Here is a 14292-nt window from a genome sequence, read left to right on the forward strand (position 1 = left end):
GTGCAAGAAGCGGCAAACTGGCCCGATGCTGCTGCTGATCGACCTCGACAACACTTTGATCGACCGGACCGGGTCCTTCCGCTCCTGGGCCACGCAGTGGATTCCGGCGCAGGGAGGCTCTGCCGAGGACGTGAGCTGGGCCATCGAGGCGGACCGCGACGGCTACGAGCCCCGGCCGCGGCTGGCCGAGCGGATCCGGGAGCGGCTGCACCTCGCGGTTTCGCCCGAGCAGATGCTCGTCGATCTGCGCGCGGGACTGGTCGAGCACCTGAAATTCGACCCGCAGGTGGGTGCGGCGCTGAGCTCCGCGGTCGCGGCCGGGTGGTCGCCGGTCGTCGTGACCAATGGGACGGTACGGCAGCAAGAAGCAAAGTTGCGGCGCGCCGGGTTCGATCAGCTCGTCGCCGGTTGGGTCATTTCCGAGGGCGCCGGTGTCCGCAAGCCCGACCGCCGCATCTTCGAACTCGGCGCCGAGGCAGCAGGTCTCAGCCTGGCCGACGGGGGATGGATGCTCGGCGACCACCCCGAGTACGACATCGCCGGCGCCGCGCGGGCCGGCCTGCAGACCGTATGGCTGCACCTCGGTCGCCCGTGGCCCGAGGACCTCCCGATCCGCCCGACCCGGATCGCCGATGACTGCGCCGGCGCGATCCGCGGGTTGCTGCACGCACCTTGATCACACCCCTTGGCTACCGCTCGGCAATCGTTGCCGGGGCTTACTCGCCGAACCTCCAGATGTCCAAGGAGAACACGGGGGGTTGCTGTGGGAGCTGTCGAGCTGAACTGGCCGGGTGTACGCCGGCTGGGCGTCAAGGCCGTCACCGGTGTTCTGGCCGTCGGTGTGGTGGTGGGCCTAGGTGTGCCCAAGACCATCACGTCGGCCTCGGCCGCCGCGCCGCAGACCACCCCGGCGGTGAGCGTGCAGCAGGCGTTCCAGCCGATGCGCGTGATGGCGCTCGGTGACTCGATCACCCGCGGCAACGGCTCCCCGACGCGCAGCTCGTACCGGATGGCTCTCAAGGAACGCCTGCTGCAGGGCGGCATGGAGATCAACTATGTCGGCTCGCAGAACAACGGCACCGGCACCGACATCAACCACGAGGGTCACGGCGGCTGGTCGATCAACCAACTGGAGAAGCACACCACCGCATGGCTGGATGCGGCTCGCCCCGACGTTGTCCTGCTGCACGCCGGCACCAACAACATCGCCCGGGGGCACGGGCCGTACACGACCGCCCGCAAGCTGTCCGAGCTGATCGACCAGATCCGCGCCGCCCGCCCCGAGGCGTACATCTTCGTTGCGCAGATCATCATGTCCCGGGTGCCGCGCGAGGCCGCCCAGGACCGGGTCTACAACCGGCTCATCCCCTCGCTGGTCGCTGCGAAGCAGGACGACCGCCTCGTGGTGGTCGACCAGTCCACGATCAGCGGTATCGACCTGCACGACCTGCACCACCCGAACGACTTCGGCTACGCCAAGATGGCGTGGAACTGGTACCGGGCGATGGCGCGGGTGTTCGCGACCTCCGGCTACACCGGCGCGAACCCGTACCTGATGACCCGCACCAACCGCTGCCTGGCCAGCAAGGTCATCATCGACGGCGCGGTGCACCACCGCACCGAGTGCCGTTCGTGGGTCCTGCGCTCCTCGACCGCCCGGATCAATGGCGTCAACCGCCGCGTGCGGGTCTGGCAGACGCTGCGGGAGGGCAAGCAGACCTACAGCGTGCGTAAGAACGGAAAGCTTCTTACCCGCACCCGGATGGTGCAGCGCTGGACCGGCCCCGGCAACCTGCTCGACGTCTGAGGCGGGTTCTAGTCGAAGAGGTCCAGCACCCCTGACACATCAAGCACGCGGTGCACGAGGCCATGGGCGTTGACGAGCGACATCTTGATCCCGGCTTCCCGGCCGGCGACCAGCCCGTCGATCAAGGCGCCCAAGGCCTCGCTGTCCAGGAAGTCGGTTGCCTCGAAATCGACCACAACCCGGCCGTCCCCGGTCTGCTCGACGGCATGGAGGACGACCTCCCGCAACTCGTCGCGGGCGTTGATGTCGAAGTCCCCGGCCAGCCGGACATGCCCTGCCTCGCGGAAGATCTGGTAGCTCGGCTCAGTCACGGACACCTCTGACATAGGTCAATTCGCTCCGTGATCATAGGTCAGCCGGGTACAGGGAACTCAGCCCACACATGTTTGACGTCAGACTCCGCATACCACCCGATCTCCACGGCGAACTGTTTCGCCAGCTGCAAGCCGAGGCCGCCCTTGCCCAGACCTCGCTCCGCATCGTACTGAGGAACCACATCCGGGGCATGATCGGCGACATCGAGCACAAACCGATCCCCGGCCCGCCCCAACCGCACGGTAGTCGGCGGCAACCCATGCCGCAGCGCGTTGGTGGCCAGTTCGGTAGCGACCAGCACAATCTTCTCGGGGATCTCATCCAACGGCGTCCCAGGTGGCAGCACCTCTCCGGTCAAAGCCTCATGCAGCGAAGCGCGCAAAGTCTTCAACTGCGCGGGGCTTTCGAGCAACCATCGCCGCAGCTCGATCATGGAGGGGGGCATTTGGGCGCTCAGGTGGGCCATGTCAACTACGTGCCCGATAACCCGGCCGTTCATGCTTCGCGCTGGTCCAGGCATTCTGTGCCGAACACAGAGTCGGTGAGGGGATGCCCCGCCAAGGGACACGGCCGCTGCTCCGATTGAAGCGACATGCCCTGGTGACCCACGGCGCGAAGACGCCGCGACAACCTGCCCGACCCGGAACGCATGATCACGCCGCCACACCGTCTACATGAGAAATTCCCAAGCACGCACTGAGAAAGCAAGGCAATGAGGTCGCCGGGGTTGGAGATCGGGCGGCGAGTTTGCTGACTCTGGAAAGCACAACGCCCACCAGGGGAATCCCGAGGTGGGCGGTGCTCAAAGCCCGGCGAGAGGCTTGGTGGCCAGGGGCGGGGTCGAACCGCCGACCTTCCGATTTCAGTCAGGCTCATTTGCGCTGTTCAGTAGGCATGAAGGCAAGTAGCGTGCGGCGATTGTGCAACGTCGGTGATTGCGTAGCCGTTGCCCAGATCTGTCAACCAGCTCATCGCCCGAAGGGATCCCGCCCAAGCACGTCACGGATAACCTGGGCTAAGTTGAGCTGCACCTCAGACTCGCCCTGGGCTGTGCGTTCTTGCACGATCTCCAACATGCGTTCCGCTACTCGTTGCACCTCGTCGTTGTCGGCAACGAACGGCAAAACCGTCCCATCAGAATGGGTCAGGGTCAGGGACACCAATCCGGCCGGAGAATTGGATGAAACGCTTATGGTACCGATACCTAGAGATTTCCGGGCAGTAGCGACCTTCATCACCAATCGGCGCGGATCGTTCCGGACCGGTTTGAAGTCATATTTTGCGTAGAAGGCCGCCGCCTTCTCGTCAATGGCGTCCACGACGATGAGGCGACCGCCACCCCGGTTGGCAGCCTTTACTACCCGAGTCAGCGCGTCGTGAAGAACCTCTCCGCCTAGCCCCAAGCCGTGCAACGGCAGGTCGAGCGCCAGCTTGCCCAGCAAGAACGACGGAATCACGCTGTAGCCGCCGGCCATTCCGCTCGAAACCTCGGTGCGAACAACCTGAGTCGGCGCGATCGAGAAGTACGCCCGCACCTCGTTGGCGGCTGGTTTGACCCAGGTGAAGGTGCGGGCGGTCCCAGACTCCTGGGCTCTCATGGCCTCCTGCTTGAGCCAATCATTGAGGCTGGGAACGCCGCAGTCGAACCGGCTTACGTCGTGTTCGCGAGTGAGGGCTTCGGTGACCCACTCGTCCGTCGTCATGAGCGCGTGTACCGCCTAGGCTTCTTGGCAAGCCGGGAAAGCGCTGGCGCCTCATCCGGTTCATCCAAAGACTCGATGAGCTGATCGAACTGTTCTGCAGGCATGACGGTGACGTCAGACCGGGCGAGGACGTGGTCTGCGGCCTTAACGGCAGCTTCTAGGACAAAGGCAGATACAGAGACATGCTTGGCCTCTGCGGCCTCGGCGATCCTGGCGCTGCTCTCCGGGTCAGTGCGCATCTCGATGCGCTCAGTCTTGGCGGCCATGGTCACACCCCCAGTCGACATCTCAATTACTACTCAACGACTGTACGGCACTTGTACGGCACCAGCCATAAGATGATCAGTGGAGTTTGTCATCGACACCGTCACTGAAAGCCGCGCGTCATCGACCTTGAGGACCCACGTTGATGGGTGGAGGTTATCCCCATCTGCACCTCACACCGGAGACTCGGCCTAGCCGTCTCCCGCTTTGCTCCTCAGAATCAGAAGTCGGGCAATATTGCCATGCGCTGCCAGCATTGACAGCGCTCTAGCGATTCGGGTCCTTGTCGTAAGCCTTGCCAGCGGCATGCAGCGGGTTTGACACGGTTCTTCCGGACGGTGATCGTGTGCTCGACCAGGTCGACATCAATGACGCGGAGGCCGGCGAGCGCGCCTCGCCGCAGCCCGCACTCCACGGGTGTGTGGTCGATGGCAGACGGGACGGCTAGGCGGGCCGGTTCGGCGTGCACCGAACGTGCCACTCGCAACGGCGATCATGGGGATCGGCGGTATCCAGGGCAGCAACATCCCGGCGATCCGACCCCGGAAAGCACAACGCCCACCAAGGGAATCCCGAGGTGGGCGGTGCTCAAAGCCCGGCGAGAGGCTTGGTGGCCAGGGGCGGGGTCGAACCGCCGACCTTCCGATTTTCAGTCGGACGCTCGTACCAACTGAGCTACCTGGCCGTTGCCGCGTGGTGTGGCCCGCGGCTGGGCTTTGTGGCGGTCCTGACGGGACTTGAACCCGCGACCTCCGCCTTGACAGGGCGGCGAGCACTCCAACTGCTCCACAGGACCTTGCTTGTGTTACTCATTCTTGCACGTGCGTTTCTTGCGCTTGCACCGGCCTGAGCCGGTTCGTACCCCCAACGGGATTCGAACCCGTGCTACCGCCTTGAAAGGGCGGCGTCCTAGGCCACTAGACGATGAGGGCAACTCCGCCATCATTGCACATTGGCAATTCCTGCGGCGTAAGCCCCAACCGGGCCCCGCTTGAGGCTTGGAAAGCATACGTGATGCGACCCCCGGCGGCCAAACCGGTATCCCTGGGTCCGTTATCAATGCTCTGACCAGGGCAAACGGCTGCCGCCGAAGTCGCTCAGGAGGCGGCGGTGTGCCGAGCGCCACTCTCGAACAGGGCCGCAATCATCCGTACGCCCTCGTCCAGCGACCCCAGCCGCACCACCCCGTCGGGCAGCCCCTCGGCCGGCCAGCCCGGGCCGGCCGCCGCGGCCAGTGGGGGACGGTGACCGCCGGTCAGCAGCTTCTCCCACTGCGCCACGTGGGCCGTGCTGCTCAGCTGCGACCACAGCACCACCACATCGGGGCCCGTACGCGTAACCGCGTCGACCAGCGCCTGGGGTGGCATTCGAGCACCCAGCAGCCGGGTGGGCACCCCAGCCTCAGCCAGCGCCGCAGCCAGCGCCTCCAGCGGCAACGTGTGCAGCTCCTCGTCGGCGGCCGCCAGCAGGACATGGGGGATCTCGCTGCTGGGGGGCCTCGGCACCGAGCTGAGCACCTCGGTGATGGCCCGGGAGATGACGTGCTCGACCTCGATGAAGCGTTTGGTGGCCTCGTACCGCTCGCCGATGCCGATCAGCACCGGCATCATTACTTCCTTCCAGGCCGCCACTACGCCGCGCTCCAGCACGGTGCTGGCGAGGATCTCGCGCAGGGCGGGAGCATCCAGGCGCATCGCGGCACGGGCCACCCCGCGCGCCACCGGGCCGGCTCGCCCAGTCGGGATGGTGTTCCCGCCGCCGTCGCGGGCCGGCTTCGGGGCCGGTGGTGGTTCGAGGGGTTCAAGGGTGGATGCTGAAGACAGGCGCCGAGCCCACGAGGCTGCCTCGGACGGGGGTACGCCCTGGGCGGTCAGCCGCCGCATCACCTGGAGCCGGTCGAGGTCCTCGGCGGTGTAGCGGCGGTGCTGACCCGGCACGTGGTGGCTCGGGCCCAGCCCGTAGCGCTGGTGCCAGGTGCGCAGCGTGGTGACGGCGACGCCGAGGCGCCGGGCGACCGCGCCGGCCGTCAGCGCCTCATCGGCCACCGGACTGCTCCGGTTCTTCGTTGGTCTCCAGGTAGCTGCGCAGGCGTTCGGTCACGCCGGCCAGCCACGGTGCGTGCCCGCGGGGGTCGCGCAGAATAGCTTCGGTGAGGTCGTCGAGCGGGGTCCAGCGCAGGTCGGCCACCTCGTCGGGGTCGGCCAGCAGGACGGCGCCGGTCGGGATGTGGCCGAGCAGCACGTGGTCGTACTCGTATTCGACTCGTCCTGTGCTCGGGTCTTCGGCGTAGTAGGAGTAGACGCCGACCTCGGAGAGTTCCACGCCCTCGAAGCCGATTTCCTCCTTGAGCCGGCGGACCGCTGCCACTGCGGGGGTCTCATCGGGCAGGGGATGCCCGCAGCAGGTGTTGGCCCACCGCAGCGGGAAGCGCGTCTTCACGGCCGCGCGTTGCTGCAGCAGAACGCGGCCTTCGGGGTCGCGCAGGAACACGGAGAACGCCCGGTGCAGTTGTCCGGGGGCACGGTGGGCGTCGTCGACAGTGGTCTGGCCGACCGGGCGCCCGTCCGGGTCGACCAGCTCCACAAGATGGCTCTCGCGGATCCTGCTGGTCCCGGTCCGTTCGTCGGCGGTCTCGCTCACGCCGCCCCTCCCACGAGGTGGCCGCTCCCGGTGGTGCCGGTGACGCGGCTTGCTGCCAGCTTTCCAGAGATCAATACCATGGGTACGCCCACACCTGGCTGCGTTCCGGAACCCGTGAACACCACATTGGGCAGCGTGGGATGCAAGTTGTTCGGGCGGAACGGCCCGGTCTGCGCGAAGATGTGCGACGCGGCGAACGGGGTGCCCGCGGCCATTCCCTGCGCGGCCCAGTCGGCTGGGGTGACGATGCGCTCGACTTCAACACCGTCGCGGAACCCGACGTAGCCGCGCTGCTCCAGCGTGCGCAGCAGCTCATCGGCATAGCGGCGGTCGAGCCCGCCCTCCCAGTCGAACGGCGCGGCCTCGAGGTTGGGGGTCGGGGCCAGGATGTAGTAGCTCTGCTTACCCGGCGGGGCGACGTCCGGGTCGCTGCGGCTCGGGTTGGTGACCAGCAGCGAGGGGTCGCTCATCAGCAGGCCCTGCCGGATGACCTCGTCGAACGTGCCCTTCCAGGCCGAGCCGAAGTGAATGTTGTGATGGGCGATCTTCGAGTACGTCCGGTCCGATCCGATGTGCAGCACCACGCAGGACGGCGAGTACTTCAGTTTGCGCGGTCGCTTCGTCTCGGGCAGCAGGTCGCGGTAGGCCACCGGCAGGTCCGGGTTGAGCACCACGACGTCGGCCGGGATGCGCTCGCCGGAGTCGGTGATCACGCCGGTGGCGCGCCCGTTGGCCGTCTGCACGCTGGTGACCGTGGTCTCGTAGCGGAACTGCACGCCGTGCTTCTCGGCCGCGCCGGCCAGCGCCCGGGGCACCGCGTGCATGCCGCCGCGCGGGAAGAAGACGCCGGCGACCGAGTCGAGGTAGGCGATCACCGCGTAGATCGCGAGCGCGTCGTGCGGCGCCAGGCCCGCGTACATGGCCTGGAAGGAGAAGATCCGCTGCGTACGGGGATCCCTGAAGTATTGGTTGATCTTGGGCTGGAGCCGGCGGAGGCCGCCCAGGCCGACCAGCTTGACCAGGTTGAGGTTGACCAGGTCGACAGGGGTGTCCAGGTTGCGGTCGATGAAGTCGTTGCGTTCCAGCAGCCACAGCTTTCGGGCGAACTCCACGAACCGCAGGTAGCCGTCGGCTTCGCGGGGACCGCAGACGCGGCTGATCTCGCCGGCCATCCGCACGGTGTCGGTCAGCACGTCCAGCGTTGAGCCGTCCGGGTAGTACGCCCGGTAAGCCGGGTCGACCGGGGTCAGCTCAAGCCAGTCCGAGAGGTTCTCACCGACGGCTGCGAGCGGCTCGGCGATCAGCTCGGGCATGGTCAGCACTGTCGGCCCGGTGTCGAACTGATAGCCGTCCAGGGCAAGCCGGCCGTTGCGCCCGCCCGGCACGGACTCGCGCTCCACGACGGTGACCTGTCGCCCGGCGGCGGCCAGGTGCAGGGCACAGGCCAGGCCGCCGAGACCCGCGCCGACCACGACGACGCGGTCCGTCGCTCCGCTTACTTTTCGCACTTCACCAGCTCCAGGGGGAGGTCGACGCGCCGGTATCTCATCATGCCGGTCGATGTGTTGCGGTTACCGCCAGGTCGATCAGCGCGGCGCGGGCTTCGTCTTGCAGAGGCGCGGCGTCCAGGGCCGCGATGCTCTGCTCGACGCGCTGGCGGATCAATGCTTCGATCTCGGCGACCGCGCCGGTCTCCGCGATCACCTCGGCGCGGCGCGCGATCTCCGCGGGGGAGGGACCGCCGGAGCCGTCGGCGGGGATGACGGCTCCGGCTGGGTCCCAGGCCAGCTCGGCCCGCTGGGCGGGGGTGGCGAGCTGGCGGGCGAGCATCAGCAGGGCGGTCGGCTTGCCGGTGCGCAGGTCGTCACCGGCGGGCTTGCCGGTCACAGCCGGGTCGCCGAACACCCCGAGCAGGTCGTCGCGGAGCTGGAACGCCTCGCCCACCGCGATCCCGTAGCGGTGGTATGCGTTGTCGATCAGCTCCGTGTCGGACCGGGGCTCGCTGGTGAGCGGCCGGGCCGGTCCGGCCAGCGCGAGCCCGAACTGCAGGGGGCGTTGCACGGTGTAGCTCGCCGTCTTGTGCCGGGCCACCAGCAGCGCGCGGTCCAGCGACCAACTCGCCGGTTGGCTCTCGCCGAGCACGTCCAGGTATTGCCCGGCGACGGCCTCGACGCGCATCCGGTCGTAGCGCGCTCGAACGGCGAACAGCGTCGCGGAGGTCAGCGCCGTCTGGGCCAGCAACTGATCAGCCCAGATCAGGCAGAGGTCGCCGACCAGGATCGCCGAGGACGACCCGAAGCGCTCGGGGTCGCCGAGGCGCCCGGCGGTGTTGTGCCGAGCGGCGAACAGCCGGTGCGCAGTCGGCTGGCCGCGCCGGGTCGCCGACTCGTCCATCACGTCGTCGTGCACAAGGGCGAAGGTGTGCATGAGCTCCAGCGCGCCGAGTGCCGGCAGCACCGGGCCAACCGGCTCGCGGGCGCCCACGACACCCCGCCAGCCCCAGTACGCGAACGTCGGCCGGAGTCGTTTCCCGCCGGCCAGCACGAGGTCACGAGTGATGCGGGCGAAACCGCCGAGCTCGGGATCGACCGCGTCCAGGGCGGCGATCTGGCTGGCGAGGAAGTCGGCCAGGGTCCCCTCGACCGCGTTCACCAGCCCCTCGGCGGGGGTCGTCTGGTGGGGAGGCCGGCATTCGGCCTTTCCCTCGAGGATGTCGTTGGCCACGATGCCGACATTACCGTAGGCTTCAGGTTGCGTCGATTCGTGAGTCGATTTACTTCTGAGCCGGCCGAACTTTGGAGGAACTGCGGTGGAGACGGACCTTGCGGCCGCCTACGAGCGGTGCCGTCAGCTGCACCGCCGGCACGGTCGCACGTATTACCTGGCCACTCGATTGTTACCCGCTTGGAAGCGCCGGCATGTCCACGCGCTGTACGGATTCACCCGCTACGCCGACGAAATAGTCGACCGCACGGAGGACCTGCCGCCCGCGCAGCGCTCGGCACGGCTCACCGAATGGTCGGATCGGTTCGTTGCGGGGCTGCGCGGCGATCGGGACGACGATCCGTTGCTGCCCGCCGTGCTGCACACCATCGCGGTGTTCGACCTCAACGTCGACGATTTCGACGCGTTCCTGCGCAGCATGGCGATGGACCTCACGGTCACCTCCTACGCCACGTATGACGACCTGCTCGACTACATGGAAGGCTCGGCCGCGGTCATCGGCACGATGATGCTGCCCATCCTCGGCTCCACCGACCCGGTGGCCGCGCGCGAACCGGCCCGTCAGCTGGGCCTGGCGTTCCAGCTCACCAACTTCATCCGCGACGTCGCCGAGGACCTCGACCGGGGCCGCACCTACCTGCCCGACGAGCACCTCGCCGAGTTCGGGGTGACCCGCGCCGACCTGCTCGACGCCCGGGCCGCCGGCCGCTCCACCCCGGCGATCAAGGCGCTGATCAGGGCCGAGGTCGCCCGCGCCGACGAACACTACGCCGCCGCCGCGCCCGGCATCCCGATGCTCGCGCCCGCGTCGCAGGCCTGCATGAGAACGGCATTCCAGCTGTACGCCGGGATCCTCGACGAAGTCGTCGCCGCCGATTACGACGTGTTCGTCCGCCGCGCCACGGTTCCCAACCAGATCCGGGCCCGGGTGGCGGCCCGGTCCTTGCTGACCAAGGCGGGCACGCCGATGACTCCCCTGGTGCGAGGCTGACATGCGGACCGCGATCGTTTTGTTCACCCGGGATCTGCGGGTGCATGACAACCCGGCGCTGGCCTCGGCTTGTGCCAATGCTGCTGCGGTCGTACCCCTTTTCGTGCTGGATCCGCGGTTGCAGGAGCTTTCGCCGAACCGCGCGCGATTCCTGCACCAGAGCCTGGCCGACCTGAAGAACAGTTTGCGCAAGCTGGGCGGCGACCTGGTGATCCGGCGCGGCGACCCGGTCGAGGAGACGTTGCGGCTGGCCGGTGAAATCGACGCGGACGGCATCGCGTTGGTGCAGGACGTGAGCACGTATGCGCGGCGCCGGGAAGAGCGGCTGCAGCAAGAAGGCGAGCGCCTGCGCATTTCGGTGCGGCTTTTCCCGGGTACGGCGGTTGTCTCGCCCGGCGATGTGCGGCCCGGCGGGGGAGGCGGCAATTACCGGGTCTTCTCGCCCTATTACCGGGCGTGGGAATCGGCCAAGTGGCGCGACGAGGTGGCGACCCCGCGAAAGGTGACCCTGCCGGCTGGCTCAGTGGTCGGTGAAATGCCGCCGATCCCCGATGGTGCCTCGCCGGATGCGTTGCCCGGTGGGGAAGCGGAAGGACTGCGGCGGCTGAAGACCTGGCTGGAGCATGTCGGTCCGTACGACGAGCTGCACAATGACATGCCCGCCGACGGCACTTCGCGGCTGAGCGCGTACCTGCGCTTCGGTTGTGTGTCGCCGCTGGCTGTGGCGAATGCGGTTCGCGCCATCGACGGACCGGGACCCGCGGCCTTTGTCCGCCAACTCGGCTGGCGCGACTTCTACTACCAGGTGACCTACGGCTTCCCGAAGATCTCCACGCAGGCCTACCGCTCCAGCGGCGACAAGGAATGGCGGTACGACCAGGATGCCCTGCAGCACTGGAAGGACGGGCTGACCGGGGTTCCGGTGGTCGATGCGGGGATGCGGCAACTGCAGGCCGAGGGCTACATGCACAACCGGGCACGGCTGATCACCGGGGCGTTTCTGACCAAGCATCTCGGGCTCGACTGGCGCGACGGCGTGAAATGGTTCTTCCGCTGGCTCAATGACGGCGACGTGGCCAACAACTCAGGCAACTGGCAGTGGGTGGCCGGCACCGGCAACGACACCCGGCCGTACCGGCGGTTCAACCCGATTCGGCAAGCCGAGCGCTTCGACCCCGACGGCGAGTACGTTCGCCGCTACGTACCCGAATTAGCGGGAATCGCGGGTAAGGCGGTGCACCAACCCTGGCGCCTGCCCGATACGGTTCGTTCAGGCCTCGACTATCCGGCGCCGCTGGAGTCGCATCGCGACGAAGCGGTCTGGTTACGGCCGTAGGTTTCCCTCCGGTTCGCCGGAGGGGAAAGCGGGTCCTGCCGGCTTGTTGCGTTCGTCCGTTGATTGGCCGGTAGGACCCGCGACAATCTGCCCAGCCGCCAGCGCTCGAAACCTTCAGTGTGGGAACGTTTCCATCACGCCGGAAGGGCGCGCCACGTGCCGTACCGGTGGATGGCAATGCCCGCGAAAGCGGCCGACTTTCGCGTCGCGGCGTCCACCTTGGCCAGTTCGCTCTGCAGTCGCGTGGCGCCTTCTTCGGCGAACGTGCAATAGGGGCAGTCCGGCAGTTCGGTCGTTTCCGCGCCCAGACGCACCCGCTTGCCCGCCGTTTTCCCCCGGGTCAGCCAGTCCTGGCTGATCTCGACGATGGAGTTCGGACCGGTGCCGGTGTCGCGGTAACTCATCACGGTCACCGCGTTGACCCGCCGCAGGACCTCGTCGGCGATGTTCTTCTTACCGATCACATACTCGCCGTACCAGAAAGGCACGTCCGCCTCGAGCGGCAGAGTGCTCCCGGCCCGCATTTTGTCGAGCAGTTTCAGGTACGAAGCCAGCGTCGTGTCCAAATCGGTGGACCAACCGGGGGTCAGATAAGGCTCGACGTCGAGGTGAATGCCGGAGAAGATCCCGGTCTGCACCACCGTCCGCTGCCAAGCCAGCGCGGCCGCATGGTTCGTCACCCACGCCGGGTCACCGCCGAGCGCCCGCAGTTTGATTCTGCGTGCCGCCGCGCGTTCCTTCATTTCCTGCATCCGCTCCAGGTCACCATTGGTGAGCACCGCGGGAGAGACGTACACGAAGACTTCCGAAACGTGCTGACGGGCGGCCCAATCCACCACCTCGGCGGCGGGCTGGTCACCCCAGAGCCACATCGCCCGGGTGCCGGCCGGCGCCGCGGTAAGACCGGCGCTGCCCGCGGACGATGCCACGGGCAGCGCAAGGGAAACGGTCATGAGGATGGCCGACACCAACCCGGCCCGCCATCGCCCCCTCATAACCGCTCCGCTCTGTGGTGATTCCTCTTCCGCGGGGGTTCAGAATCGGCCGGGGCACGGGTCAGCTGAGAAATCCGGCAACCGAAATCACCGCAGCCCGATCAACCGCTCACCGACCGAGAACACTTTCACCAACGGCTCGCCACAAAACCTGTCATGCCATCAGCGTTTCCCCTGGTTGGGCTGCGCAGGCCGGGGTACCCCTCCTCCATGTTGCGGCAGACACTTTCCAGACTCGAGAAAGCCACCTCGCTGGACCCGGTCAGTGACCGCATCCAGCAGACCGTGCAGAACGTGACGCCCCGCCGGTTACGCGATCTCCTGCACGGAACCTGGCTCGGACATCCGGTGCATCCCGTCCTGGTTCAGGTTCCGGTCGGCGCATTCATGAGCGCTGCGGTCCTTGACCTGCTTCCCGGGCAGGACAAGGCAGCAACGACGCTGATCGGTGTGGGCACGGCGAGTGTGGTGCCGGCGATCGCGGCGGGCTGGGTCGACTGGTCGTCGCTGGCCAAGGACCAGCGGCGGGTCGGTCTGGTGCACGCGGCCAGCAACGCGGTGGCGACCACTCTCTATGTGGGGTCGCTCGCGGCGCGATTCTCCGGGCGGCGGGGGCTGGGCAAGATGCTGGCGTACGCCGGGCTGTCGGTTGCCGGAGCTGGTGCCTATCTGGGTGGCCACCTCTCGTACAAGCAGGGAGCCGGGGTCAACCAGGCCGCCGCCGAGTTGCTGCGGCTTCCCGAGAACTGGGCCGAGGTCGGGGAAATCGCCTCACTGCCAGAAGGAAAGCCAGCGGTACGAACAATCGACGGTGTCCGGGTGCTCCTGTACCGCAACGGCTCCGAGGTCACGGCGATGATCGAGCAGTGCGGGCATCAGGGCGGACCGCTCGGTGAGGGCGATGTTGAGGGCGCGGGTGCTGACGCCTGTGTGGTCTGCCCGTGGCACGGAAGCACGTTCCGGCTCGTCGACGGCGTCGTCGTGCACGGGCCAGCGGCAAACGATCAGCCCACCTTGCGCACCCGGGTGCAGGACGGTGTCCTGTCCGTTGCCACCCCTTGATGGAGGTTTTCGCAGGTCGAGTCCCCTGTGGTGCGGGACACGGGGGGCCGATTTGGAGCCCAGGAAACGACCGGGTAATGTTTTGCGAGCCGGCAGGGAAACGGGCGAGGCAAGCAGAAAGAACTAGGAACGGGAAACCGGGACTAGGGAGATCAGCTTCCGGCCGTCCTGCCAAATCCTTCGAACTACGGGATCGTAGCGATGCTGCCTTGTGCAGCGCCGCCCCGGGCCCGTAACGAAGGGTGCGCTAGGGACGAAAGGCACCAACCGGGAGATACCGGTTGACACGGCCCGGAAGACCTAGTAAAGTTGAACGAGTGCCCCGGGGGCAGGCAGCCAAGTAAGGCTGCAGGTTTTCCGGTGTGTGGTTGTTCTTTGAGAACTCAACAGGGTGCTTGATAAGCCAGTGCCAATTGTTTTATTTCTGGCTTCTTCGGAAGCTTGGATTCCTTTGG

At 67.1% G+C, this 14292-nt stretch carries 14 protein-coding genes and 3 tRNA genes; 5 read left to right on the forward strand and 12 right to left on the reverse strand.

The window, feature by feature from the left end; all coding sequences use genetic code 11:
* Positions 1 to 25: 25 nt before the first annotated feature.
* Positions 26 to 676: an HAD family hydrolase gene (locus tag TFC3_RS00820; RefSeq protein ID WP_067494218.1), complete on the forward strand. Its 651-nt coding sequence runs from the start codon at positions 26 to 28 to the stop codon at positions 674 to 676.
* A gap of 87 nt (positions 677 to 763) precedes the next feature.
* Positions 764 to 1807, forward strand: coding sequence for an SGNH/GDSL hydrolase family protein (locus TFC3_RS00825; RefSeq protein WP_067494221.1), 1044 nt, complete (start codon positions 764 to 766; stop codon positions 1805 to 1807).
* Positions 1808 to 1815: 8 nt separating this feature from the next.
* Here TFC3_RS00825 and TFC3_RS00830 read toward each other — a convergent pair whose 3' ends face one another.
* The 11 genes from TFC3_RS00830 to TFC3_RS00880 form a co-directional block, all read right to left on the reverse strand.
* The gene (locus TFC3_RS00830) at positions 1816 to 2118 is read right to left on the reverse strand and encodes an STAS domain-containing protein (protein WP_201787106.1); all 303 of its coding nucleotides are present in this window, start codon (positions 2116 to 2118) and stop codon (positions 1816 to 1818) included.
* Positions 2119 to 2159: 41 nt separating this feature from the next.
* On the reverse strand, positions 2160 to 2555 hold the full coding sequence (locus TFC3_RS00835) for an ATP-binding protein (protein WP_236717916.1): 396 nt from the start codon (positions 2553 to 2555) through the stop codon (positions 2160 to 2162).
* A 535-nt stretch (positions 2556 to 3090) separates the two neighbouring features.
* Positions 3091 to 3825 (reverse strand): hypothetical protein, encoded by a 735-nt coding sequence (locus TFC3_RS00840; protein ID WP_067494230.1) that lies wholly within the window; start codon positions 3823 to 3825, stop codon positions 3091 to 3093.
* Positions 3822 to 4091 carry a DUF1778 domain-containing protein gene (locus TFC3_RS00845; RefSeq protein WP_067505663.1) on the reverse strand — a complete coding sequence of 90 codons (270 nt, stop codon included), beginning with the start codon at positions 4089 to 4091 and terminating at the stop codon, positions 3822 to 3824. The genes TFC3_RS00840 and TFC3_RS00845 overlap by 4 nt, the downstream gene beginning before the upstream one ends.
* Before the next feature lie 606 nt (positions 4092 to 4697).
* A tRNA-Phe gene (locus tag TFC3_RS00850) sits at positions 4698 to 4774 on the reverse strand.
* Between the two features lie 34 nt (positions 4775 to 4808).
* Positions 4809 to 4885: transfer RNA gene (locus tag TFC3_RS00855), tRNA-Asp, on the reverse strand.
* 63 nt (positions 4886 to 4948) lie between these two features.
* Positions 4949 to 5021: transfer RNA gene (locus tag TFC3_RS00860), tRNA-Glu, on the reverse strand.
* Positions 5022 to 5186: 165 nt separating this feature from the next.
* Positions 5187 to 6134, reverse strand: a complete 948-nt coding sequence (locus tag TFC3_RS00865; protein ID WP_067494233.1) for a MerR family transcriptional regulator — start codon at positions 6132 to 6134, stop codon at positions 5187 to 5189.
* Positions 6124 to 6729, reverse strand: coding sequence for an isopentenyl-diphosphate Delta-isomerase (gene idi / locus TFC3_RS00870; protein ID WP_236717917.1), 606 nt, complete (start codon positions 6727 to 6729; stop codon positions 6124 to 6126). The genes TFC3_RS00865 and idi overlap by 11 nt, the downstream gene beginning before the upstream one ends.
* A complete protein-coding gene (gene crtI / locus TFC3_RS00875) occupies positions 6726 to 8237 on the reverse strand; it encodes a phytoene desaturase family protein (protein ID WP_173745285.1) in 1512 nt (503 codons plus the stop codon). The genes idi and crtI overlap by 4 nt, the downstream gene beginning before the upstream one ends.
* Before the next feature lie 40 nt (positions 8238 to 8277).
* On the reverse strand, positions 8278 to 9453 hold the full coding sequence (locus tag TFC3_RS00880) for a polyprenyl synthetase family protein (protein ID WP_082771797.1): 1176 nt from the start codon (positions 9451 to 9453) through the stop codon (positions 8278 to 8280).
* A gap of 85 nt (positions 9454 to 9538) precedes the next feature.
* Between TFC3_RS00880 and TFC3_RS00885 the strand changes: the two genes are divergently transcribed.
* Both TFC3_RS00885 and TFC3_RS00890 read left to right on the forward strand, forming a co-directional pair.
* Positions 9539 to 10444, forward strand: coding sequence for a phytoene/squalene synthase family protein (locus tag TFC3_RS00885; RefSeq protein WP_067494239.1), 906 nt, complete (start codon positions 9539 to 9541; stop codon positions 10442 to 10444).
* Position 10445: 1 nt separating this feature from the next.
* Entirely contained in the window at positions 10446 to 11780 is a 1335-nt protein-coding gene (locus TFC3_RS00890) for a deoxyribodipyrimidine photo-lyase (protein ID WP_067494242.1), read from the forward strand.
* Positions 11781 to 11914: 134 nt separating this feature from the next.
* Here TFC3_RS00890 and TFC3_RS00895 read toward each other — a convergent pair whose 3' ends face one another.
* On the reverse strand, positions 11915 to 12775 hold the full coding sequence (locus TFC3_RS00895) for a hypothetical protein (RefSeq protein ID WP_153040049.1): 861 nt from the start codon (positions 12773 to 12775) through the stop codon (positions 11915 to 11917).
* Between the two features lie 210 nt (positions 12776 to 12985).
* Between TFC3_RS00895 and TFC3_RS00900 the strand changes: the two genes are divergently transcribed.
* Positions 12986 to 13837, forward strand: coding sequence for a Rieske 2Fe-2S domain-containing protein (locus tag TFC3_RS00900; protein WP_173745286.1), 852 nt, complete (start codon positions 12986 to 12988; stop codon positions 13835 to 13837).
* The last annotated feature ends 455 nt before the right edge of the window (positions 13838 to 14292 follow it).

This window comes from Actinoplanes sp. TFC3 (assembly GCF_001553785.1).
Classification (GTDB): Bacteria; Actinomycetota; Actinomycetes; order Mycobacteriales; family Micromonosporaceae; genus Actinoplanes.